The following is a 24,445-nucleotide window of genomic DNA, read 5'->3' as shown; positions in this document are numbered from 1 at the left end:
TAAATCCCTCCATTAAAACTTCCAGTTTTGCACTTTTTGTAGAATCCTCTCTGCCCCTTGCTTTAAAAAAGATTTTGCTAAACCCATTCCAATGTCTTCACAATCTTTAACATCAGACACCTTAGCCTCTAAATGCTCACGCAAGACTTCGCTCCCATCGGGCAATCCTAAAATTGCACGCACCTTTAAATTTCCATTTTCAAATTGCGCATTAACCCCAATAGGAACTTGGCAGCCACCATTTAATGCGCGCACAAAAGCCCTTTCACAATGTGTTTCAAACACTGCATTTTTATCATTTAAAAAACTTAAAAATCCTACACACTCACTATCCCGTCTGCATTCAATCCCAAGTGCCGCCTGCCCCATTGCTGGAATCATAAAATCAAGCGGAGTGATATAAGGAATCCCTTTTAATTCCAAGCGATTCACTCCTGCTTGCGCTAGGATAATCGCATCAAATTCTCCATTTTCAAGGCGTTGCAAGCGTGTTTGGACATTTCCACGCAAACTTTGACAATCCAAATCATTCCTTAAAACATTAATCTGCATTGCACGCCTAAGCGAAGTTGTGCCAACTCTAGCCCCCTTTGGCAAAGATTCCAAACTTGCATATTGAAAACTTAAAAAACTATCGCGCACATCTTCGCGCCTTGTCATTGCTACAAGCTCAAGTCCTTCTACAAGCTCCACAGGGACATCCTTTAAGCTATGCACTGCTACATCTATGCTTCCATTTAACAATAGCATTTCAAGTTCTTTTGTAAAAAGCCCCTTGCCACCAATCTTAGCTAAGGGAACATCTAAAATCTTATCCCCCTTTGTTTTAACAATTCGTAACTCCACTTCAAGTTTTGGATACTGCGCTTTTAAAAGGCTTTTGATATGATTTGCCTGCCAAAGTGCAAGCACACTTCCACGCGTGCCAATGGTGAGTTTTTGCATTATTTTTTATCCTTTTCAACCACTTCCACATCTATAATTTCACTTCTCCTAAACTCTTGATTGCTTGAAGCATTGGATTCCATTGTTCTAACAAAAGGCTTAACAAATAAAAAACCAATTGCGCTAAACTGCATTAAGATTCCAATAATATCTGTCAAAGCTCCGGGCAAAATTAATAAAATTGCCCCTAAAATTCTAAAAAGATTTGAACCCACAAAGGCTTCATAACTTAACTGCCTATCTCTAACACGCATTAGAGCATCGCCTAAAAATAAACGAAAATTGACCAAAATAAAGAATCCAAAAAACGCTGTAACAATAATCTCTAGCACAAAACCTAAAACGCCAATAATTCCAATAACCTCATAGCTTGCAAGCACTTCTAAGAAAAGATATAAAAAGCCTAGAATTAATGGCATTTGCTAATCCATTCTTTAAGCCCTGCAATAAGTGCCCTAAAATCTGAAACCTTTAGCACTTGCTTACTTAAATCCTTACGCCTTACAAACTCAATCTCACCTTTTTCAAGTCCTTTTCCAACAATAATTCCAAAAGGCAAGCCGATTAATTCAAAGTCTGCAATCTTTGCCCCATAGCGTTCCCCCCTATCATCAAGCAAGCATTCAATCCCTTCTGCACTTAGGGCTGTATAAATTTTTTCACCCATTTCTAATTGCGCGGAATCTTTAATATTTGATACCATAATATCCACGCTAAAAGGCGTTGTTGCTTGCGTCCAAAGCATTCCCTTTTCATCGTGATGCTGTTCAATGATAGCCGAGAGAAGCCTTGAGATTCCAATCCCATAACAGCCCATAACAAAGGGTTGCGCCTTACCCATTTCATCTAAAAATGTTGCGTCCATCACACTAGAATACTTTGTACCTAGCTGAAAAATATGCCCCACCTCAATGCCTTTAGTAAAATACAACTCCCCCCCCTTACTCACTCCGCACACAGGGCATAAATCCCCCACTTGCACTTCTATTAAATCTTTATACTCCAAGCCTTCAAAAGTGCTTAAATCCACACCCACAAAGTGATAATCTAACGCATTTGCTCCACAAATCAGACTCTTTGCATCTTGCAATTCTTTATCAAAGTAAATGTAAGGACTATTTGTGAGATTCCGCAACGCAAAAGGACCAATAAAGCCCGGAATCAATCCCACTTCCTTAATCTCTTCTTGGCTAGCTTCTACCAATTCATTTGCTCCTACAATGGCATTTAGAGCCTTTATTGGGTTTAGCACATCACTTCCACGCAAGAAAAAATACACCAATGCACTTCTTCCTTCATCAAAAATCGCTCTTTTTACCACTGCCTTTAATGTCCAAAACGGAGTGATTTTAAAAAAATCTGCTAGAGCTTCTATACTTGTAATGCCCGGTGTATGAAACTTAGCAAATTCTGCTTGTGGCGCATCAGTGCTTGGCATCACTTGCTTGCGCGTTGCTGCTTCTAAATTTGCTCCATATTGACAAGTATCACACACGCAAATCGTATCCTCGCCACTCTTTGCAAGCACCATAAATTCTTTGCTTCCACTTCCACCAATGGCACCACTATCTGCAAACACAGCACGAAAATCTAATCCAAGCCTTGAAAAAATCTTGCTATAAGTTTGTTCCATCAAATCAAATTCACGCTTTAAATCTTCAAAACTAGAATGAAAACTATATCCATCTTTCATAATAAACTCACGCGCACGCATAAGCCCAAAGCGTGGGCGCATTTCATCACGGAATTTAATATTCATTTGATAGAGATGCAAGGGCAATTGCTTGTAACTCTTAACATTTGCTCTAACAAGCTCTGTAACGGATTCTTCGTGCGTTGGACCTAGCACAAAGGCATTATCTTTTCTGTCATTAAAGCGCAATAATTCCTTGCCATAACGCTGATAGCGCCCACTCTTTTGCCAAAGGCTAGCAGGCGTTACAAAGCCTAAAGCCACTTCATTTGCTCCAGCTTTGTCCATTTCCTCTTTCACAATGCTTTTAATTTTATCCAAAACGCGCTTTCCAAGCGGCAAAAAATGATAAATCCCACTTCCAATTTGCTGAATAAATCCACCACGCACTAAATATTCGTGGCTTTTTAACACCACATCTTTTGGGGCTTCTTTAAAGGTGGGAATAAAGATTTTTGAAAATCGCATAGTTTTCCTTAAGCTTAAGATAGGGCTTTATCTTGTGCGTATTCGCATTTATAGGATTCTAACATTTTATCTTCAGAATCCCAACCAAATAAAAAACGCAAACTCTCAACAACACTATCAGCCTTTGGAGTGTTTGCCACAGATTTTAAATTCAATGTTAAATCGTGCAAAAACACATTAAAAGCATTATGCAAAGTCTTTTCAATATTCTTTTCATAATCTTTTGGCAAATAACCCTTAGTGATTCCTTTTTGCAACTCTTTTAAAGCGGAATCTTTTGCTAGAGTGCGGATAGTTTTAATAAGCGGCTCCACATTTAGTGTTTGCAACCAACTAAAAAACTCTTGCGTAGAACGCCCTACAATTCCATAAGCAATGCGTGCCTGCTCCTCTCTTAAGGCTAGATTTTTGCGCACAATATCTTCTAAATCATCCACAGCAAAAATTTGCACATTCCTATGCTCTTTAGCAATATTAGGCGCAATATCACGCGGCATTGCTAAATCAAACCAATAACGCTTGGAATCTTTTTGCTCCACCATATCTGCAGTGATAATTGTGTGGGGAGCACCTGTGGCACTAAAGAGAAGCGAAATCGTATTGATGTATTTGCCCACATCTTTAAAACTCTCCGCCCTAATCTTAGCATACGGATTGACTTCAAGCACACTCTTGCAAACATTTTCTGCATTTTGCAAATCACGATTCATTAAAACCACTGCACAATTTGCGCTCACTAGATGTTTTGCACAAATCGCACTCATCTCCCCAGCCCCAATCACTAATGCTTCTTTACCATCAAGACTGCCTAAAATAGCCTTTGCCTTTGCTACTGCTGTGCTTGCCACAGACACAGAATTTTGTGAAATGCTTGTAGAATTTCTCACACTTGCAGCACACCGAAAAGCATAATGCATCGCACGCGAAAGATACAACCCGCAACAGCCAATTTCATAAGAAAATTTAAACGCATTTTTAAGCTGCCCTGCAATTTGTGTTTCTCCTACAACTAGACTATCCAATGAACTTGCCACACTAAAGAGATGATGGATAGCACTTAGATTTTCATAGCTATCTGCGCGCTTCTTTAAGCTCTCTATTGCAATCCCAGATAAAACACTTAACTTCTCTAATAAAAATGCTTCTGCTTGTTGCGTATTTTGGACATTTAAAATAAATTCTATGCGATTACAAGTGGATAAAATCACTGCTTCTGTAATGCACTTATTTTCCACTAAATCTTTTAAAAACTTTGCAGTTTTTGGGTTTTTTGTATCTAAACTCAACTTCTCACGCGTGCTAATATCCGTATTTTTATGAGAATAACTTAAAAGATAATATTCCATACTTCCGCCTAACAATCTTACTAAAAATCTCGCTCTATCATTGCGTGCATAATTTCAATGAGTGTATCACAAGATTGATTAGCAATTGCTTCAACACCCATTTTGCCAAAATGCCTTGCAAGCTCTAGACTCTTTTGAACCGCACCACTTGCTTGCAATTGCGTCAAAATCCACTCTTGTTCCTCTTTTTCTAAATCTTTACCAAAGGCATTGCATAAGCGTGCCTTTCCTACTTCATCTAAGGTAGGATACAAATACAAATAAGGTAGCGTTGTTTTTCCCTCTTTAAAATCACTTAAGGTTGGCTTTCCTAGTGTTTTAGAATCTGAAACAATATCTAGCACATCATCAATAATTTGAAACGCAACCCCAAGACTTCGTCCATAAACTTGGAATCCTTTTGCGTCTTTTTTATCTTTGCCTGCTAAAAATGCCGCCGCATAGGCTGTGGCTTCAATAAGGGCTGCGGTTTTGTGTTCTATCATTGTTAAATATTTTCCCTCATCAAAATTAAATGCACTTGTTAATGCCACATCTTCCATCTCACCTATTGCAAGCGTAGTGACTGCATTTGCTACAATGCGTGGGATTTGTGGATAATCCTTTGCAAAATAAGTGAGTTCGCTAAATGCTTTAGAATACAGCACATCGCCCAACATAATCGCATTTTTATTACCAAAAAGCGCATTGATAGAGGGTTTATTACGCCTTGTGGTTGCGCCATCAATCACATCATCGTGCAGCAAACTTGCACTTTGTATCATCTCAATAATCGCACACAATCGCACACTCTCTTCACTCTCCCCAGCAATGTTTAAAGCAAGTTTTGAGCGGAGCATTTTACCCCTTTGGAGATGCTTGCTAAGATTTAAAACCAAAGGAGAATCTAGTTCTTTTAAAAACTCTTGCACCTTTGCTTCAATATGTGTTAAAGCCACCATTTAACACCTTCCTTTCATTTATAATCTTAAAATCCCTGCTTCCTTCATAAATATAAAACTTCAGCGTTGCAATCTTTTTTGCACGATGATAATCCTTAAAACACAGCATAAAAAACGGCTCTCTTGTGTAATAACGCTGCTCTGCCTTCCATAAAGGAATCTCATAGCAAGCACGCTGATAATCTTGATAAAGAATGAATTGATGGGGAAAAGAATCGTAATTTAAATGCACCACTAAACCTTTATTTTTTAACAAAGTCCAGCGAAAAAACAATGTCTTTTGTGTAGCATCTGCTTGAAGTGTTAAGACATAAAACTCATCTTTTTTAAGCTCAATAAACTTTTGCGCCTTCCACTCAGGCGGTGCAAAAAGCAATGCGATTCCACAAATTGCGCTAAAAAATGAAGTAAAAATTAGCGTAACAATAATGCGCATACTACTCGTTTTGCGTCAAAATATCTTGCATAGAAATAATGGCTAAATCCTGTGTTTTGCGATGGATTTCCTCAGAGCATTCTTCACTCTTTTGGAGATATGCAAGTTCCTCTTCCCACATTTCCCCTAAGCGCTTTTCTAGCAACACCTCCATCGCTGCTTGTTTTTCTAGCATTTTTGTAAGCTCCCTTGTTGCAAGCCCACGCGAAGCATTGAAAATAATATCTATCCATTTTTCTTGCGGCAAACCTTCTAAAAGATGATCCATTTTTATTCCTTGTTGTTTAAATTTAATCGCACTAAGACTGCATTTTTATGCGCATCTAACCCTTCTGTATGAGCTAGGATTCCACATTCTCTGCCTAATTGTGTGATGCCAAGTTTTGAAAAAGAAATGATAGAACTCTTTTTCATAAAATGCTCTGTGGATAGCGGAGAGAAAAACTTCGCACTGCCACCTGTTGGCAAAGTATGATTTGGTCCTGCAATATAATCCCCTATGGGTTCAGGCGTGTTTTCGCCGATGAAAATTGCCCCTGCGTGCTTAATCTTTGGCAAAATCTCTAAAGGATTCTCCACAAGCACTTCTAAATGCTCTGGGGCGATTTTATTCATTAATTCCACTGCCTCCTCTAAGTCTTTGGCGATGATAATTGCACCACGCTCCTTAATGGATTTTTCTGCAATGTCTTTGCGTGGCAAGTCTTTTAAAAGCTCATCAATACGCTTTGCAACAGCATTTGCAAACTCTGCATTTGTAGTGATTAAAAGCGAGCTTGCCATCTCATCGTGTTCAGCTTGTGAGAGCAAGTCCCACGCAACATAATCCACATTTCCCCCCTTACTATGCAAGATTCCAATCTCACTTGGTCCTGCAATCATATCAATATTAACTTCTCCAAACACAAGTTTTTTTGCAGTCGCCACATAGATATTCCCTGGTCCTGTAATCACATCTACTTTTTGGATTCCATCTTTTCCACTAACTCCATAAGCAAGCGTGCCTATCGCACTTGCCCCGCCGATTTTATACGCTTCTTTAATCCCACAAAGATACATTGCTGCAAGCAAAAGTGTATTGGGCTTATTCTCTGGGGTTGGCGTGCAAACAACGATTTCTTTAACTCCTGCTACAAGTGCTGGAATGGCATTCATTAAAAGCGAGCTAGGATAAGCCGCTTTTCCACCGGGGATATAAAGCCCTGCACGCTCCACTGGAGTAACTTTTTGCCCTAAAATGTTACCATTTTCTTCAAAGTCTAGCCAAGTTTTTGGCTTTTGCTTTGCGTGGAAGGCGTAAATGCGCTGGTATGCAAGCTCTAATGCGTGCTTTAAGTTGGAATCTAAATGATGGTACGCACATTCCATTTCTTGTTGCGTCATTTTAAGCTCCAAAAAGCTTTTTGGATTCCAATTATCAAAGCGTTCCACTTGCGCAATCACTGCTTTACTCCCTTGCGTTTTAATCGCATTAAGCAATTCTTTAACACGCCCTTCTACATTGCTAATATCCATTGCGCCACGCATTAAAAGTCTTTCAAAACTTTTTGCAAAATCACTATCATTACTCTTTAATAGGGCAATCATTTTAAATCCTTTAGGCTGTGTATTTTATCGCTTTAATGTTTAATTTAATTTTATAAGCAAATGTTACTAAATTTAAATTTTGCTATACTTTAGACTTTATTTTTGCAAAAAAGAGAAATGATGAAAATCTATGATAGCCACAAAAAAGAAAAGGTAGAATTTAAATCTATAATTCCCAATGAAGTGCGGATTTATGTGTGCGGACCAACCGTGTATGATGACTCCCATTTAGGACACGCAAGAAGTGCGATTGTCTTTGATTTGCTCCGCCGTGTGTTAAGAGAAAATGGTTATAAAGTTATTTTTGCAAAAAATTTCACTGATATTGATGATAAAATCATTAATAAAGCCACACAAAGCAATTGCTCCCTTGAAGAAATCACGCAAACTTACACCAAGCGTTATTTAGATGAAATGCAAGCACTTGGCGTAATGCGCGCTGATATTGAACCAAAAGCAACAGAGAATCTTACAGCAATGTTTGCAATGATTCAAAACTTGTTAGACAAGAAAATCGCCTACCAAACGCCAAATGGCGATGTGTATCTCTCTGTTAGCAAAGATAGAGAATATGGCAATTTAAGCGGCAGAATTGCAGAGTTAGAATCCCAAAGTCGCGTGCAAAATAGCGAACAAAAACAAGATGGCAAAGACTTTGCACTTTGGAAAAGCTACAAAGGAATCGGTGATATAGGCTATGATTCCCCTTTTGGCAAGGGGCGTCCGGGCTGGCACATAGAATGCAGTGCGATGATTAAAGAGCATTTAGCACTTAAAGGGGATTATGCTATTGATATTCACGGAGGGGGGGCGGATTTACTCTTTCCCCATCACGAAAATGAAGCCTGTCAAACGCGCTGTGCAGAGAATCAAACACTAGCAAAATATTGGATGCACAATGGCTTTGTTACCATCAATGGCGAAAAAATGGCAAAATCTTTGGGCAATAGCTTTTTTATTAAAGACGCTCTTGCAAATTATGACGGAGAAGTTTTGCGATTCTACCTTTTAAGCACGCATTATAGGGCTGGATTAAACTTTGCTGAAGAGGATTTGCTAGCGTCTAAAAAGCGGCTTGACCGCTTGTATCGCTTAAAAAAACGCCTTGCTATGCTTTCTTTAAAAAAGATTCCAACTTCCTTAGATAATGCGTTTAAAACAGCGTTTTTGGTGGCGTTAAACGATGATTTAAATATTTCAAAAGCCCTAAGCGTGCTAGATGATTTTATAACAAGTGCTAATGAGCAATTAGATTCTAAGCAAAAGGATAAGATTCCACAAATCTATGGGAATTTAGAGCTTGTAAGAAGGGTGCTAGGAATCGGGCTTAAAGATTGCTTTGAATATTTTAAACTTGGTGTAAGTGAGGACTTAAAAACAGAGATTGAAAAATTAATTGAAAAAAGATTAGAATTTAAAAAAGCAAAAGATTTTCAAAATGCAGATAAAATCAGAGAAGAACTACGCAACAAAGGAATTGCCATAATGGATACACCAAAGGGCTGTGTGTGGGAAAAAATATAGAATCTAATTTGAGAAATTAAGGAAAATATGCAACATTTAGATTTAATTGGACTTTTTATGATTGCCCTTTTAGGGGGTTTTGGACATTGCATTGGAATGTGTGGCGGAATCGTGTTAGCCTATAGCAGCAAGCTAACAAACCATAGCATTATAAAAAAGGGGCAACTCATCGCTTACCACACACTTTATAGCCTAGGGCGGATTACTACTTATGTGCTTTTAGGGGCAATTGTTGGAGCGTTAGGCAATATGTTTAATCTTAATGCCACACTACAAGGAGTGCTTTTTATAACTGCTGGGGTTGCGACAATTCTAGCTGGGCTATCCTTGCTTGGAAGAATTACATTTTTAAAGCATTGGGAACATTCCCTGCAAAACTCTAAATGGTATCAAAATAGATTCCAAAAAGCCCTAAGCCTTAAAACGCCTTTTAGCTTGTATTTACTAGGAGTGTTAAATGGCTTACTCCCTTGTGGCTTTGTATATACCTTCCTTTTTAGCACAATCGGATTTGCTAGCATTCCAAAAGCAATGCTAATTATGCTAGTTTTTGGGCTTGGCACATTGCCATCTGTGTTTCTTTTTGGCTTACTTGCAAACACAGCGTTTTATAAGCCAAAGTTTAGAAAAATCTTAATGAATCTTGCTGCCCTTGCAATCATCGTGTTTGGGATATTAATGATACAAATGGGCATAGAAGTTCTGCAAAACCCTCAAATAGCTAATAAAGCACATATGGAAATTGACGCAACTCATCCTAGCCATAACCACTCTAATATGCACCACCACCATTAAGGACAAAATATGGAATCTAAAATAGAGCTTTTTAGAATTTATGCGTAAAAGTCTGTTATTTAAGCCAAAATTGCTTATCATTGCACCTAGTTTAGCTTGGGAGTTATTATGAATCTTAGCAGGCTTATCCGCCCACTTTTTTCAACCGTGATTGTTGGCATTGCAATTGATCATAAAACCTGCAATGTTGCAACACATTTCTACAAAAGCGGAAGACTCATCTCTAGCCAACGCAAAGAGTTTCGCACAAGCCCCGGCGAGCTTCCTATGCAGGCAGTGCGCTTTATCCAAAAAATCCGCGCAAAAAATCCCTTTACCTACACCTCTGTCCTTCCTTGCTCTATCATACAAGGGGTTTTAAGCACTGATAAGGAAAGTGAGTTTAAAAACTTTGGTGTAAATTGCTCTGAAATTACTTATAAACGCTTTGACAATAACTGGTCTGTCTTTATTGCTAATGAAGGAATCGCAGAAACTAAAAAGCGTTTTTTAAAACTAGGAGCAGATTTTATCATCTCACCTTTTTTGCTCCTTTATCGTCTTGCTAAAGATACTTTTCAAGAGAATTGCAAACTTTATGTGCTCTTCCAACACTCTAATATCACAATGCTAATCACTAAAAAAAATTGTGGTGCATTATTTGGTGGGTATTATGTCCTTGAAAGCGAAATTGACGCAGAGCTTGCAGTTGTTAGGAATTCCCTAAGCGAAGATGTTGATGATATCCAACAAGAAGATATTACAAAAGACTTGCAAGAAGAGTTAAGCGACATTGAAGAGGTAGATTTAAACAATGATGCAAATGATGAAAAGCTCATTGAAATGCTCAAAGGCGATAGTGAAGATGATGGCATAAAACTACACACAGAAACCGAGAACAATGAAGATTTAGATGATTTCTCACGCGTGAATACAACTGCAAAATTTATACAATCTGCACTCAATGAATTTTACAGCAATCCCTTATACAATAGTGAGTTTATCAGTGAGATAGTGATTTTTAATCCGCACAACATCAGACAAGAAACTTTGCAACAAATTGAACAAATCACAATGCTTGAAATTAGTATTTTTAATTGTGATATTGCACAAGAGCTAGCAAATCTAGGTTATGACTCCTATGAAGTGTTTGAAAGTAGAGGGGAAGTATGAATTATAGCTTTACCCAGCCCGGAAAAAAAACATTTCTAAGAAAAGTTTCACGCATTTGGTGGGGCTATATCCTATTAACACTCTTTATTTTTACAGGATTTGTGGCAATTTTAAAAGTGCAAGGGCATTATATGCAAAAAAATGCAGAAACTGCATCCCAAATGCAAAAAATCCTATTAGAAGAGATCAAAGGATTCCAAGAACAATTAATAGTTGAGCAAGAAAAGGTGCAATTTACAGAGTACATCACACACCAAAATATGCTCTTAAAAGAAAGTGTGGAAAATCTCTTTGATTTAATCCCAGAGCAAATCACACTTAATAAAATCCAAATGGAGCAATACCAACTCATTCTTTATGGCACAACACCCTCTAAGCAAATCTACACTTTCTTACTAGAAGTTCCCTTGCGTTCAATTTTTCACCAAAGTCGCGCAGATTTTTATATGCTACCTAATGGCTGGTATAATTTCGTTTCTGTCAGCAAACTTGAGGAAACTGAGCAATGAAAGCATTTTTCGCACAAATTGATTGGATTCGCAACACTTTTTTCTTTGTTTTTTACTTCTTCTTAATAATTATTATTTTCTTAAGCGTCATCCAGCCCGCTCTGGATACTTTTCGCAAAACCAATGCAAAATACCGCAAAGAAATTTATGTCCAAAAACAAATCCAAGCGCAAAGAGATGCAGAGCTTAAAAACCTCCAAGACTATCAAGAGCAAAACGCACAAAGCCTAGAGCATTTTAAACACAAAATTACACAAAATGAAATTGAAGAAAAACTTAAAATCATCTTTGAGAATGCCGGCGTTGTTCCTGATGGAAGCCCCATACAAGAAGGAAAGTATTTCAAACAACGCTACATTATTAGCGGAAAACTAGAAAACATTGCCAAGCTTAAAGATGCTCTTATTTTAACCAAAACATTGCCCGGAATTGCACGCTTTAATTTTCCTATTCACATTGAAAGAGAAAAGGATAACATCATCTTTTCCTTCCGCTTAGATGCATATTTTAGCTAAGAAATAACGCAATCTCATCCCCTAAAAAATAATCCTTTGCAAACACACGCTCATCTTTTTGGAATAGGATTCCCTCTTGTAAAAGAATCTCTAAATGCTTTTGGTTTAGAATCTTTTTTCTCTCCACACCCACACAGGAACGAAACCCTAAAAATAAATGCTCTAACTCTCTGTCCTCTTGCGTTAAAATCTCTTTTTGCTCACTAAAGCCTTCTAAAAATCTCTCAATACTCTTTGGCATACTTGTGCGCACACCCCCAATGCAACCTACCGCTCCAGCACCAATTCCAATATAATCTCCCCCCTTCCAATAATGCAAATTGTGTGTAGAAATTTTTCCATAATTACTCACTTCATAATGTAAAAATTTCTCTAAATGCGCCTTTATAAAATGCCCAATGCTTAAAAACCCACCAAACTCCCCTTCAAAACGCTTTTGGGATTCCACATACACTTGCTCCTTTTGCCTATAAAAACGACTGCCCGGATCTAAACTTAAATGGTATGCAGAAATGTGCGATAAAGGAAGTTCTAAGGCAGTTTTTAACTCTTGCTCTAAAAGTGCTTCATCGCACAAAGGTGTGCCATAGATTAAATCCATACTTAAATTCTCAAATCCTGCTTTTTGTGCATAATCAATGGCTAAAAATGTGTTTTCATTCCTATGTTCTCGCTCCAAAAAAGCAAGCTTTTGTCTATTAAAGCTTTGCACACCAAGGCTTAAGCGATTCACGCCAAAAGCTCGCATTGCACGCAACCAATCTAGGCTTAAATGGTTCGGATTGGCTTCAATGCTAATCTCTGCCCCATTTTCTAAAAAAGGCAAAAACTCCTTAAAAACATCTGCATACAAATGCGATTCCACAACACTTGGCGTCCCCCCACCAATATACACTGAAGCAATTTGCACCTTACACTTTTGTTGTAAATTCTTTAACTTATCGCGCAAATACACAGCTAACTTTTGCATATAAATGGACTGCAAATGATTCTTATTAATCTTAGAATTAAAAGCACAATATCCACATTTACTATCACAAAAAGGAATGTGCAAATATAAACTTAAATTCTCACTTTGCATTTTTTACTTGCTTAACTTCCTCTAAACGCTTCTTTAAGCTATCAAACCATTGCTTATACTGATGCAACTGCTCCTTTTCCCAATCATTTGGCTGATTTAAAATAAAAAGCATCCGATAGCTCCTTTGAAACTCCTCTACCATCCATTCTAATCGCAAAAATTCTTCTGGGCTTAAACTTCCATCTTTTAAAACTTTAAATGCACTTTCTTGATTTTCTTTGGAATCTGTTAAGAATTTTTGGATGTTTAAACGCTGTTTTGCTTGACTCTCAACTCCATAAGCTAGACGATTATAAGGATCTTTTTGCAAGGCTTGTGTTGCAAGACTATGCGCCTCTTTAAAATTCCCCCTTTCTAGCTCCCTATTTGCTTCTCTCCCTAGCTTATAAGAAGGTGAGAAAAAAACGATTCCAACTAGCACGCATAAAAGAATAATCCCAACCGCTAAAAAACGCATTTATCCTCTTCCATTTTCTCTTTAACCAATGCCTTAGCAGCTTCTAATTCTAGTGTTTCTAAAAAAAATGGATCTTTTAACACAAACACCACCTTACTAAAGGGCTTTGGGATTCTAAATCTATCCCAACTTTTAAGCTCCCACGCATTGCTATAAAAAACCCTAGACACCACCACAGGAACACCCGCCTTTTGCGCTAAAAGCACCACACCATCAGCAACACTATGATAAGGACCACGCGGACCATCAGGGGTTATTACAACATATTCTTTACTTTCTATTTTTTTAATCGCTTGATACAACGCCCTAATTCCACCCTTTGAACTTGAACCCCTTAATGCGCCAATGCCAAAATAACGCACAACGCTACTGATAATCTCCCCATCAAAATGCTTACTAATTAGCACCCAAAACTTCTTTTTATCCCCATATTTTTGAACCAAAAAGGGTTGAAGGAACAACTCCCCGTGCCAAAACGCAACCAAAAAAGGCTCATTATTGCTAACCTTTTGTAGTGCCTTTTGAGATACCCTAAACTCAAAACGCAAAAAGGTAGCCAAAGCACGAAGGATTCCAATAAGAAGAAAGGGTAAAATTCTTGCTAAAACCTTGTGTTTAAGCCCCCTAAAATTTTCTCTCACTTTAGCCTAACTTATCACGCTAATTCGCCCATTAGTTGCGCGCCTTTAACTTCTGTGATTCTTACATCACACAGCTCACCTACAAGATCCCTACCCGCTCTTATGCGCACAAGTTTATTGGTATCACTGCGTCCCTCTAACCACAGATTTTGTGCGTCATAACTCTCTACTAAAACCTTATGGGTTTTTCCAATTTGCATTGCATTATCTTGTGCTAAAATCTCTTTATGCCTATCTTTTAGACGCATTAATCGCTCTTTTGCAATCTCTTCATCCACCAAATGCACTTGCTCTTCTTCTAACCAATGGTGTGCTTCAGTATGCGGACGACTAGAATAAATAAAACTATACAGCGTATCAAAACGCACCTTTTCTAGCACATCTAAAGTGTCCAAAAAATTCTCTTCACTCTCTGTTGGAAAGCCCACAATAATATCCGTGCCAATGCTAAGTTCAGGGATTAAATGGCGCATTTTTTCCACGCGATTTAAAAACCATTCCTTGCTATATCCCCGCTTCATTTTGCGCAAAATTTCAGTAGAACCGCTTTGTAAGGGCATATGGATAGCCTTACAAATTTTTGGATTCCGTACAAATTCTAAGATAAACTCATCGTCCATATGCAAAGGGTGTGGCGAAGTAAAGCGGATTCTCTCTAACCCATTAATTTGAGAAATCTCATTAAGGAGTTGCGTGAAGTTTATCGCACGATGTGTGCTTGAAAAACGCCTACCATAATTATTGACATTTTGTCCAAGTAGCAAAATCTCTTTTGTGCCATTATCTACCAAACGCCTTGCTTCTTTTAAAATTAAGTCTGTTGGGATTGAAATCTCACTTCCACGTGTGTGTGGCACAATGCAATAGGTGCATTTCTTATCACAGCCAATGGAAATATTAATCATTCCTTTGAGTGTAGAATGTTGATTTTGACTAAACACATAGGTGCTATCATCATAATCAATATCCACCCAAGCCACACGCTTTTGGTGGATAATTTGTGAAATCTTTGACACATTGCGTGCGCCTAATACAAAATCCACTGCAGGAGAACGCTTTAAAATCTTATCCCCCAAATGGCTTGCTGTGCAACCACACACGCCAATTTTTGCACTTTGCTTTTTAATCTTTGCATACTGCCCTATCTCTGAAAAAAGCTTTTTTTCAGGCTTTTCACGCACAGAGCAAGTGTTAATTAAAATCAAATCCGCTTCTTGTGGATTTTCTGTTAGATGATAGGATTCCTTTTCTTCAAGCTCTGCAATAATATGCGCACTATCACGCGCATTCATTGCACAGCCTAGTGTTTCAATATAAAGCTTTTTTGTCATATTCATAAAATATGGATTTCATACATATAATCGCCCTCATCCAATCCGTAGCGCACTTCTCTGAAATATGCACGCCTACCCTTTTTTTCAAAATATTCTAACAAGGCTTGCATATCTTTGTGGGAGTTTTCTTTGTCGCAATAAAAAATGTCAAATTTCTTTTCCTCTAGCATCTCTTCTAACTTTTTTGCTGTGATTTTTACTGGTTTTTCATTAATGTGTGTGCGTGCTAATTTAATATCCATTTTTTACCTTTAACTTTAGAAAAATGGGCTATTATAAAGACTTTTTGCTTAAAAAATAATTTCAACATCCCATTGTTTTAGATTGCGTAATTTTTAAAAGAGAATGCCATTAAGTAAGCCCTTATAAAGAAAATTTCAATTAGAATGCGCAAAGCATTACTAAAGATTCTTCACCCACAAAATTTTTAAGGATATATTTTGGAAAAAATACTAGATATTATTGAAGGAATCGCTTATGAAAAAGGGCTTCCTATTGAAAGTGTAGCAGATACAGTTAAAAATGCGGTGATAAAAGTCGCCAAAGAAAGTTTAGATTCTGCAATCCATTATGATGTTGAAATTGATAAAAAAAATAAAACCCTACATCTCTACCAAGTTATCAGCGTTTGTGAAGACTCTAATGCACTAGATACGAAAAATACAATCCCCCTAAGTGAAGCTAAAAAACACGATAATGACATTAAAGTGGGAGATGAATTGCGCTATGAGTTAAGTTTGGAGGATATGAGCAGAAGTGCAGTTAATGCGCTGTTTAAAGAACTAGAATTTAAAATCCAACGCCTCATTGAAACACAACTTTTTGATAAATACAAATCCCAAGTTGGAAAAATTGTTAGCGGCAATGTTGTGCGCACAGATAATTTAGGCAATACCTACATTGAAATTGATGAAATCCGTGCAATTTTATCTAAAAAGAATCGCATCAAAGGGGAAGAATTTAATGTAGGACAAATTGTTTCAGCAGTGTTAAAGCATGTTGGGATTGACCGCCAAAATGGCATTATGATTGAGCTTAGTCGCACTACACCAAAAATGCTTGAAGAACTTTTAAAACTAGAAGTTCCAGAGATTAAAGATGGTGATGTTACAATTGTAAATTCTGCTAGAATCCCAGGAGAGAGAGCAAAAGTTGCCCTAAAAACAGATTCCACAAAAATTGATCCAGTAGGTGCAACCGTAGGCGTAAAAGGCGTTAGAATTAATGCAGTTTCCAAAGAATTAAAAAATGAAAGCATTGATTGCATAGAATACTCTACCCAACCTGAAATTTACATTGCACGCGCTTTATCTCCTGCGCTTGTCATTAGCGTTGCCCTAGAAGACAAAAAAGCAATTGTTAGCATCACAAGTGAACAAAAACCAAAAGCCATTGGCAAAAGCGGAATCAACATCCGACTAGCATCAATGCTAACAGGCTATGAAATCACATTAAAAGAAATTAACCACGGAGCGCAACAAAGCCCAAACCACAACGCACAGGAAGCACCAAAAAACAATATAGACATTCTCTCATCGCTTTTTAAAGAATAAGAAGTCAAAAATTTACCGCTTTTAAAGGTTTTTTGAGTAGAATCGCAAACATTTTTAGGTGTTGTGTTGGAGATATTTAGGATTCTGGAGTTTTAAATGATTGGTTTTATGCAAAAACACAAAAAATATTTAATGGTTGTCGTTTGGATTAGTTCCTTTGCATTTTTAGCTGCTGGATTTGTTGGCTGGGGAACTTATAGCTTCTCAAGCGCAAGTGGTGCAGCAGCAGTTGTTGGTGATCGCCAAATTAGTATTGATAGACTACAACGCGAATATGCAAGACTTTATAATGTGTATAATCAACTTTTTAATGGAACTTTAGATGATGAACAAGCTAAAAAACTAGGCATTGAAGAACAAGCATTAAACACCTTAATCTCACGCGCTTTGATGCTAAATTATGCACACGATGTAGGTTTACGCGTTAGTCAAGAAGAAATTATCCACACACTAACTGCAATGGATACTTTTCAAAGCAATGGAAAATTTGATGAAACTATTTATAAACGCTTGCTAGCAGATAATCAAATGCACCCAAAAGACTTTGAAGAAGAACTAAGCGAAGGAATTTTGCTCCAAAAGCTTGATGCACTGCTAGAAATTCCACTTACCCCTTTGGAAATTCAAACTATCAGTAATGCTATATTCAGCAAAGACCATCTAAAAATTCAAATTCTAAACCAATCTACAATCACCTTTAACCCTACAGAAGAAGAAGTGAAAAAATACTGGGAAGAAAATAAAGACATTTACCAAACAGAGCGTGGCTATGAGCTTTTAAAAGTTTCTGTTAATTCCGATTCTATCTCTGTCCATACAGAAGCATTAAGAAAACATTATGAAGATTTTAAAAACCAATTCTTAGACGAAAGCGGACAATTGCTGCCTTTTAGCAAAGCAAAAGATAAGGTTATCACGCATTATAAATCTTCTCAAGCTGAAAAGGAATCTTTAAAGGAATACATTTCCTTGCGCAAAGGAGAGAATAAAAAGGCGGAATCCCTAACAATCTATGAAGGGGATTCCAACTATGACACAGAATTTTTCAATCTCCTAAGCCAAGCTAAAGAGCAAGAAACCCTAAAACCCATTAAAACAGAAGAAGGATTTATCACTCTTAAAATCCAAAAAATTATCCCAAGTGAAACCAAAAACTATGAAGATGCTAAAAACGATGCCACAGAAGATTTTATAGCTTTTAAAAAAACTCAACTACTGCAAGAGCAAGCAACCACACTGCTTGCGGATTTTAAAGGCACAGATGTTGGCTATATTTCACGCGAAAACAAAGCAACACTAAGCGGATTAAACACGCAAGAAAGTCAAGATTTTATTGCACAACTCTTTAACAAAACCGAAGCAAAAGGCTACATTTTATTAAAAGATAAAGCAATTTTATACGAAATCCTTGACCAAAGATTAGAAAATTCTGATATAATGACACAAAATTTGGACTTCATAAAACGCAATGGAATGCAGGTTAAATCAAGACTGAATGAAATTATCTTTATGGAACATTTATTAAATCTTTATAAAGTTGTTAGAAAAATCTAAGGTGCGGGAGAATATGGAAGAAAATTATAAAAGGGGTAAGAGTTTGGAACAAACCATCTTAGGCATTGACATCGGTTCTACAAAAATTTGTGCAATCATTGCAAATTGCAAAGATGGGACTCCGCACATCATTGGGACAGGATTTCACAAATCATCAGGTTTAAAGAAAGGCTCTATTACAAATATTGAACAAGCCAGTCGCGCCATCAAAGATGCGCTCAATGACGCAAGGCGTGTAGCTGGGACAAATGTCAATAGAGCAGTGATTTCAATCTCTGGAGCTTATACAAAAAGCACTGATAGCTCGGGGATTGTCAATATTCCTAATAACGAAATTGGAATCAAAGAAATTAACCGAGTCATCCAAACTGCGTTATATAACGCTTCAATCCCAAGCGAATACGAAGTTATCCATATTTTACCTTATAACTTTAAGCTTGATGACCAAGATTTCATTGATGATCCTATGGGAATGAGTGGCAGTCGCTTAGAAGTTTCTGTGCGTATCATCACTGCACAGAAATCAAGTCTAGGCAATCTTAAAAAAGCCATTAAGAGTGCAGGCATTGAGATAGAAAACATTGTGCTAGCTTCTTATGCGTCTTCCATTGCCGTGTTAAGCGAAGATGAAAAAAATCTAGGAGTGGCCTGCATTGATATGGGTGGAAGCACTTGTGAACTAATGATTCATGTAGGAAATTCTTTGCGTTACAATGACTTTTTAGGCGTTGGATCAAACCATATTACAAATGATTTAGCAATGGCTTTGCACACGCCACAAGGAATCGCTGAACAAGTCAAGGTTAAATACGGAGGCTTTCCAAAAACTTTTGAAGACACAGAAAATCTCATTGAGATTCCAAGCATTGGCGGAGAAGATAGCGGCAAACATCAAGTTGCATTGGCAACCGTGTATAATGTAGTTTATGCACGCGTAGAAGAAACTCTAATGATTTTAGCAAAATCGTTAGAACGCAGTGGATTAAGAGAGCAATTAGGCAGTGGGGTGGTGCTAACAGGAGGAATGGTGCAACTTGATGGTATCAGAGATTTAGCAGCAGCACTCTTTAATATGCCTGTGCGCCTTGCAAAACCCATAGAAGTTGGTGGATTATTCACAGATTTAAAAGGACCAGATTGCTCAACTGGAATCGGGCTTATTCTTTATGCTTCTGGAAGATACACAAATTACGAGATTGATTCTGAAAAAAGAATCCGTTATTGCAACGAAAGATTAGAAGATGAGACCTTGCACTTTCACAAAAATATCCCCTTAATGAACCCTCTACAAGATAAATCACCAACTCTTACAAGTCCGGTTAATAGCGTTCCAAAAAGTGCAGCAGACATTAAACAAGATTTAAGCAATATCACAGAGATTAAGAAAATCCCCGTGCAAAATGATAATGTCCTTAGACAATTATGGAATAAACTCACCCAAATGTTTTAAAGATTAAATTTTAGAAGGAGCAAAGGTAATGTTAAACATTCAAGAAGCAAATTTAAGTGCTGGAGCAAAGATTAAAGTCATAGGCGTTGGTGGTGGTGGAAGTAATATGATTGAACACCTAATCCAAACAGGAACACACGAGGGAATTTCTCTTGCAGTTGCAAATACAGACGCACAAGCAATCAGCACTTCAAGTGCGCCTGTTAGAATCCAACTTGGAGCAAGGCTAACAAAGGGGCTTGGCGCAGGAATGCGTCCTCAAGTAGGAAAAGATGCGGCGCTTGAAAGCTATGAAGAATTAAAGCAATTTTTAGAGAATACAGATATTGTGTTTATTTCTGCAGGGCTTGGTGGCGGAACAGGAACAGGAGCTGCACCAGTGATTGCAAAAGCCGCAAAAGAAGTTGGTGCGCTAACGGTATCTATTGTAACAAAGCCCTTCCGTTGGGAAGGCGGAAAACGCGCTAAACTTGCTGAAGAAGGTTATAGAGAGCTTAAAGCAGAAAGCGATTCCATTGTTGTGATTCCCAATGAAAAGCTCCTTGCTATTATTGATAAAAATCTAGGCATAAAAGATAGCTTTAGAATTGTAGATGATGTCCTTGTTTCTGCCGTTAATGGAATGAGTGGCGTGATTTTATCCTGCGGAGAAAACGATATTAATGTTGATTTTGCCGATGTCAAAACAGCAATGAGCCATAAAGGAATGGCATTAATGGGAATTGGAGAATCCACAGGGGCTGATGCTGCTAAAGAGGCTATTAAAATGGCAATTGAGTCTCCGCTTTTTGATAATATGTCTATCCACGGCGCAAAAGGTGTGCTTGTGCATTTCTACACTAGTCCAGAATATCCTCTTAGCAGTCTTTCTGACGCAATGGATATTATTCACGAAAATGTTGATGAAGATGCTGATGTTATCTTCGGCACAACAACAGATGTGGGAATAGAACGCGATAGAGTAAGAGTTACAATCATAGCCACAGGCTTTGATCGCACTCCCGCAGAATCAACTTTAACGCAAACACAAAACAATAACGATTCCACATTAAAGCTTGTTAATCCCAAAGATATGAGTCAAAGAATCAACCAACAAGAAACTCTAAGTGCTGCTAGAAAAAAAGTTAGTGGCGGAGAATTTACAAACGACGAAGTTTTAGATATTCCTGCGTTTTTGCGTCGTCAAATGGACTAACATAAGCGCATTGCGCCTATGCGTGCAGGGAGTTCATATAAAAATCAACAGAATTAATCCCTTCTTTTTTTGCCCATTCTAATGATTTTGAAACAAATTCCCAATTAATGTGGTTAAAGAATTTTTCCAAATATGCCGGGCGCGCATTTCTATGATCAATATAATAAGCGTGTTCCCACACATCTACAACAAGTAATGGAATCGCACCTTCTGTTACAGGGGTTTGCGCATTGCTTGTTTGCTTGATTTCTAATTTGCCATTGTGATACACAAGCCAGCACCAGCCAGAACCAAATAAAGTTGTTGCAGCATTTAAAAACGCTTCTTTAAACTTCTCTAAACTTCCAAATGTCGCATTGATTGCTTCATCTAACTCCACACTTCTAGCAGTTGCACTAGGACTTACACAATCCCAATAAAAATCGTGGTTATACACTTGAGCAGCATTGTTAAATAGCCCACCTTGCGCCTTTGTTACAATCTCAAAAAGGCTTTTATTTTCAAATTCTGTTCCTTTAATAAGATTATTAAGATTATTCACATAGGTTTGATGATGCTTTCCATAATGAAACTCACAGGTTTCTTTGCTAATCAATCCCGCTATTTCTGTAAATGGCAATGTGCGTAATTTAAACATTGTAATCCTTTTAAATTTAATCCAAAACTTAAGAGTTTTGTAAAAAGATTCTAACGCACAAAGACAAAATTTACACTTTAAATATCTAAAACAACCTGTAAAATCCATTTTGCCATACTAATTTGCAACATTCATTTTACAATTCTAAGATTTGTTGCATTTTCTCTAAAATCCCCTTTTTGCTATTTAAATCATTAGGATTTGACACAAACAAATGCGCATTTTCTCCATAAAACTTAGCCTTTGGTGCTTCATACAAGCCAAAGCGCCAATCAAATCTAGGTTGTAAAATTATCAGCGTTGGGATTCCACAAAGCAAAGCTAAATGCGCAGGAGAGCTATCAATCCCAACCACACAATCCAAGCCTTCCATCGCCTTGTAAGTATCAAGCCAGCCTTTAAAGTCTCTCCCCACATTTTCCACATTCTTTGGAAGCTCAAACTCCCCCACCTGCAAAGACACAAGCTCCACATTTTTTAATTCCAATAAAAAGTTTAAGAAAAATTCCAAGCTAAAATTACGCGTATTATCTTCTTTAAGTGCAAAATTGGTATGCCAGAAAAATCCAATCCTCTTTACTATATTTTTTGATTTCTTTTTTCTAATTGCAAGGGGAGTTTTTAAGTTAATCATTTTTTCAAGGCTATCAAGCCCTAAAAAGTAAGGCAAAGAAGTTAAAGGTAATGCAAAATCAAAATGCGTTGGAATCGTGTCTAAAATCTCTAAATTTTTAAAACAATCCTCTTGGGATAGCCTTGTCTTAAACAAAGAATACAGTGCACTTTGTGGAGCGAAATATACCCTCTTTGCCACCGCACAAAGGGCTTCTAAAGTGCGACAAAACATTAAAGTATCCCCAAACCCCTGCTCGCAATACACGAAAATTTCTTTATCCTTAAAAGCATTAGAATCTTTGTAAAAAGCCTCTGTAACTAAATTATAATGCAAGATTGAGAAAGTCGCACTCCCTGCAAAATGCAAGCGGTATTCATAGGACTCTAGGGCTTCACTAAAGCGATTTTGGCGCATTAGCAAATACGCCAACCAAAATTTTGCCATATGCAAAGAACGCTCTGGAATATTTGGAATGGCAAAAACCTTTTTGTAAGCCTGCTCCGCTTGTGCATAATATCCTGTGTATTCTAAAGCACGCGCAAAAAATATCCAAAACCTTCCATTATTTGCATTTTGTTCTTGTAAAGGCAAAAGAATCTCTAACGCCCTTTGCGCCTCCTGCATAGGATTTTCAAAAATTTGCAAAAAACTTTGCGCAATTCTTACTTCTAATGTTGTGTGTAAAAAAGCTTTTAAATGCGTAATCTCTGGATTTTCTTTCACTTGCTTGGGAGTTTTTAAAGCATTTAATCTCTCTGTAAGTGAGTTTGGCTCAAAAGTTTGTGGAATCTCTACAAAGGGCGCATTGCTTTGAAGCTCACTTAGCGTTTCTTTAGCGATTTTATGGCACGCACCATAAATTTCTAACGCTTTTTTTGGGGCAGCATCAAAATACATATCACCACATTCTAGCCACTTCTGCCAATCTTTAGGCGTGTTTTGCAATAAAACCCGATACACACTCTCTGCATTTTCTAGCAAGTTTTGGGCTTTATACACTTCTAAAAGCAACTGCAAACACTCTAACTGCAAGGAATGTTGCGCGTTGATTAAGGCTTCTAAAAGCCTTGTAGCTTCTTGGTAATTTTTAGCTAAAAACAAGGCTTTTGCTAAATTTAGCGCATAAAATACAGAATCTTGATGGTAATTGTAGCTTTGCGCGCAGAATTCTAAAGCCTCAGAAATCCCTAGCTTTAGTGCACTTAAAGCAGCGAGCTCTATGAGTTTATTTTTAGATTCCAACTTGTTAATCTCTTGCTTGTCTAAATCTTGCAAAGCCTGCACGCACACATTAAAGCTTGTTTGATAATCCCCATTAAAATAACACATTTGCGCCTTATCTAGCATATTAACCCCTATTTTAAAGATGCAATTTTTTGCGCATAATCCCCGCTAAAAACATAGCTTCCAGCCACTACAATATCCACTCCTGCTTCTCTTAAAAGCTCAATATTTGTGCCACTTACACCCCCATCAACTTCAATTAAACATTTTGGATTCCGCCTTTGTATCCTCTCTTTTAAGCGTTTGATTTTTTCAATCACATTTGGGATAAACTTCTGCCCGCCAAAGCCAGGATTTACACTCATCACAAGCACCATATCAATGCACTCTAGCAAGTATTCAATGCTCTCAATCCCTGTGTGTGGATTCAACACAACAGCAGGCTTAATCCCTAAATCCCTAATCTTTTGCGCTAGGCGGTTTGCGTGCTTTTCTTCTTCAATGTGAAAGGATAAAAACTCTGGCTTAAAAGGCGCAAATAAATCCACAAAAAAGGAATTGTTTTGCACCATTAAATGAATGTCAAGAGGTTTTGTAGCAGCCTTTGCCACAGCTTCTAAAACAATAGGACCAAAAGTAAAATTGGGCACAAAATGTCCATCCATCACATCAATATGCACAAAATCACAATCTGCCTCACAAATTGCCTGCACTTCTTTTTCTAACCTTCCAAAGTCTGCTGAGAGAATACTAGGAGCCACTAGCATTTAGATTCCTTTCACAATGAAAATT

The 24,445-nt window shown here is 37.6% G+C and carries 25 protein-coding genes; 9 read left to right on the top strand and 16 right to left on the bottom strand.

The genetic code is table 11. The annotated features are described in order from the left end of the window. Positions 1-12 precede the first annotated feature (12 nt). The 8 genes from hemC to hisD are packed head-to-tail and all read right to left on the bottom strand — an operon-like array spanning position 13 to position 7,416. Entirely contained in the window at positions 13-945 is a 933-nt protein-coding gene (gene hemC / locus MRZ19_RS08350; protein ID WP_291031833.1) for a hydroxymethylbilane synthase, read from the bottom strand. Further along, entirely contained in the window at positions 945-1,364 is a 420-nt protein-coding gene (locus MRZ19_RS08345) for an FxsA family protein (protein ID WP_291031832.1), read from the bottom strand. The genes hemC and MRZ19_RS08345 overlap by 1 nt, the downstream gene beginning before the upstream one ends. Then, positions 1,355-3,106 carry a proline--tRNA ligase gene (locus MRZ19_RS08340; protein WP_291031831.1) on the bottom strand — a complete coding sequence of 584 codons (1,752 nt, stop codon included), beginning with the start codon at positions 3,104-3,106 and terminating at the stop codon, positions 1,355-1,357. The genes MRZ19_RS08345 and MRZ19_RS08340 overlap by 10 nt, the downstream gene beginning before the upstream one ends. Before the next feature lie 14 nt (positions 3,107-3,120). After that, a complete protein-coding gene (gene hemA / locus MRZ19_RS08335; RefSeq protein ID WP_291031830.1) occupies positions 3,121-4,452 on the bottom strand; it encodes a glutamyl-tRNA reductase in 1,332 nt (443 codons plus the stop codon). Positions 4,453-4,472: 20 nt separating this feature from the next. Next, entirely contained in the window at positions 4,473-5,393 is a 921-nt protein-coding gene (locus tag MRZ19_RS08330; RefSeq protein WP_291031829.1) for a polyprenyl synthetase family protein, read from the bottom strand. Further along, positions 5,371-5,829, bottom strand: coding sequence for a hypothetical protein (locus MRZ19_RS08325; RefSeq protein WP_291031828.1), 459 nt, complete (start codon positions 5,827-5,829; stop codon positions 5,371-5,373). The genes MRZ19_RS08330 and MRZ19_RS08325 overlap by 23 nt, the downstream gene beginning before the upstream one ends. A 1-nt stretch (position 5,830) precedes the next feature. Further along, positions 5,831-6,097 carry a DUF2018 family protein gene (locus MRZ19_RS08320; protein WP_291031827.1) on the bottom strand — a complete coding sequence of 89 codons (267 nt, stop codon included), beginning with the start codon at positions 6,095-6,097 and terminating at the stop codon, positions 5,831-5,833. A gap of 2 nt (positions 6,098-6,099) precedes the next feature. Further along, entirely contained in the window at positions 6,100-7,416 is a 1,317-nt protein-coding gene (gene hisD / locus MRZ19_RS08315) for a histidinol dehydrogenase (protein WP_291031826.1), read from the bottom strand. A gap of 120 nt (positions 7,417-7,536) precedes the next feature. On the opposite strand from hisD, the gene cysS reads away from it, so the two are divergent. The 5 genes from cysS to MRZ19_RS08290 all read left to right on the top strand — a co-directional run bounded on the left by cysS (position 7,537) and on the right by MRZ19_RS08290 (position 11,911). Next, positions 7,537-8,940 carry a cysteine--tRNA ligase gene (cysS, locus tag MRZ19_RS08310; RefSeq protein WP_291031877.1) on the top strand — a complete coding sequence of 468 codons (1,404 nt, stop codon included), beginning with the start codon at positions 7,537-7,539 and terminating at the stop codon, positions 8,938-8,940. A gap of 27 nt (positions 8,941-8,967) precedes the next feature. Continuing rightward, positions 8,968-9,735, top strand: coding sequence for a sulfite exporter TauE/SafE family protein (locus MRZ19_RS08305; protein WP_291031825.1), 768 nt, complete (start codon positions 8,968-8,970; stop codon positions 9,733-9,735). Between the two features lie 108 nt (positions 9,736-9,843). Further along, on the top strand, positions 9,844-10,887 hold the full coding sequence (locus tag MRZ19_RS08300) for a hypothetical protein (protein ID WP_291031824.1): 1,044 nt from the start codon (positions 9,844-9,846) through the stop codon (positions 10,885-10,887). Then, positions 10,884-11,396: a hypothetical protein gene (locus tag MRZ19_RS08295; RefSeq protein WP_291031823.1), complete on the top strand. Its 513-nt coding sequence runs from the start codon at positions 10,884-10,886 to the stop codon at positions 11,394-11,396. Before MRZ19_RS08300 ends, MRZ19_RS08295 begins: the two co-directional genes overlap by 4 nt. Further along, the gene (locus MRZ19_RS08290) at positions 11,393-11,911 is read left to right on the top strand and encodes a hypothetical protein (RefSeq protein ID WP_291031822.1); all 519 of its coding nucleotides are present in this window, start codon (positions 11,393-11,395) and stop codon (positions 11,909-11,911) included. The genes MRZ19_RS08295 and MRZ19_RS08290 overlap by 4 nt, the downstream gene beginning before the upstream one ends. Here the strand turns inward: MRZ19_RS08290 and hemW are convergent. From hemW to MRZ19_RS08265, 5 genes are read right to left on the bottom strand one after another with little or no spacing between them, the layout of a single operon-like run. After that, positions 11,904-12,992 (bottom strand): radical SAM family heme chaperone HemW, encoded by a 1,089-nt coding sequence (hemW, locus tag MRZ19_RS08285; RefSeq protein ID WP_291031821.1) that lies wholly within the window; start codon positions 12,990-12,992, stop codon positions 11,904-11,906. The two genes, MRZ19_RS08290 and hemW, sit on opposite strands and share 8 nt — an antisense overlap. Beyond that, on the bottom strand, positions 12,982-13,449 hold the full coding sequence (locus MRZ19_RS08280) for a hypothetical protein (RefSeq protein ID WP_291031820.1): 468 nt from the start codon (positions 13,447-13,449) through the stop codon (positions 12,982-12,984). Before MRZ19_RS08280 ends, hemW begins: the two co-directional genes overlap by 11 nt. Continuing rightward, positions 13,437-14,090 carry a lysophospholipid acyltransferase family protein gene (locus tag MRZ19_RS08275; RefSeq protein WP_291031819.1) on the bottom strand — a complete coding sequence of 218 codons (654 nt, stop codon included), beginning with the start codon at positions 14,088-14,090 and terminating at the stop codon, positions 13,437-13,439. Before MRZ19_RS08275 ends, MRZ19_RS08280 begins: the two co-directional genes overlap by 13 nt. Positions 14,091-14,104: 14 nt before the next feature. Next, positions 14,105-15,421 carry a tRNA (N6-isopentenyl adenosine(37)-C2)-methylthiotransferase MiaB gene (gene miaB / locus MRZ19_RS08270; RefSeq protein ID WP_291031876.1) on the bottom strand — a complete coding sequence of 439 codons (1,317 nt, stop codon included), beginning with the start codon at positions 15,419-15,421 and terminating at the stop codon, positions 14,105-14,107. 2 nt (positions 15,422-15,423) lie between these two features. After that, the gene (locus tag MRZ19_RS08265) at positions 15,424-15,666 is read right to left on the bottom strand and encodes an HP0268 family nuclease (RefSeq protein WP_291031818.1); all 243 of its coding nucleotides are present in this window, start codon (positions 15,664-15,666) and stop codon (positions 15,424-15,426) included. A 198-nt stretch (positions 15,667-15,864) separates the two neighbouring features. On the opposite strand from MRZ19_RS08265, the gene nusA reads away from it, so the two are divergent. The 4 genes from nusA (at position 15,865) to ftsZ (ending at position 21,176) form a co-directional block, all read left to right on the top strand. After that, positions 15,865-16,977 carry a transcription termination factor NusA gene (gene nusA / locus MRZ19_RS08260; protein ID WP_291031817.1) on the top strand — a complete coding sequence of 371 codons (1,113 nt, stop codon included), beginning with the start codon at positions 15,865-15,867 and terminating at the stop codon, positions 16,975-16,977. A 96-nt stretch (positions 16,978-17,073) separates the two neighbouring features. After that, a complete protein-coding gene (locus tag MRZ19_RS08255) occupies positions 17,074-18,531 on the top strand; it encodes a peptidylprolyl isomerase (RefSeq protein WP_291031816.1) in 1,458 nt (485 codons plus the stop codon). 43 nt (positions 18,532-18,574) lie between these two features. After that, entirely contained in the window at positions 18,575-19,981 is a 1,407-nt protein-coding gene (gene ftsA / locus MRZ19_RS08250) for a cell division protein FtsA (RefSeq protein ID WP_291031875.1), read from the top strand. Between the two features lie 28 nt (positions 19,982-20,009). After that, positions 20,010-21,176, top strand: coding sequence for a cell division protein FtsZ (gene ftsZ / locus MRZ19_RS08245; RefSeq protein WP_291031815.1), 1,167 nt, complete (start codon positions 20,010-20,012; stop codon positions 21,174-21,176). 16 nt (positions 21,177-21,192) lie between these two features. Here the strand turns inward: ftsZ and MRZ19_RS08240 are convergent, their stop codons facing one another. The 3 genes from MRZ19_RS08240 to rpe all read right to left on the bottom strand — a co-directional run bounded on the left by MRZ19_RS08240 (position 21,193) and on the right by rpe (position 24,420). Continuing rightward, entirely contained in the window at positions 21,193-21,813 is a 621-nt protein-coding gene (locus tag MRZ19_RS08240; RefSeq protein WP_291031814.1) for a superoxide dismutase, read from the bottom strand. 136 nt (positions 21,814-21,949) lie between these two features. Further along, positions 21,950-23,776, bottom strand: coding sequence for a hypothetical protein (locus MRZ19_RS08235; protein ID WP_291031813.1), 1,827 nt, complete (start codon positions 23,774-23,776; stop codon positions 21,950-21,952). Positions 23,777-23,784: 8 nt separating this feature from the next. Further along, positions 23,785-24,420 (bottom strand): ribulose-phosphate 3-epimerase, encoded by a 636-nt coding sequence (gene rpe, locus MRZ19_RS08230; RefSeq protein ID WP_291031812.1) that lies wholly within the window; start codon positions 24,418-24,420, stop codon positions 23,785-23,787. Positions 24,421-24,445: the final 25 nt, after the last annotated feature.

Source organism: Helicobacter sp., from assembly GCF_022770205.1.
In the GTDB taxonomy this organism is placed as follows: Bacteria; Campylobacterota; Campylobacteria; order Campylobacterales; family Helicobacteraceae; genus Helicobacter_D.
The sequence above is the reverse complement of the archived record's forward strand: the minus strand, read 5'-3'. Positions and strand labels throughout refer to the sequence as shown.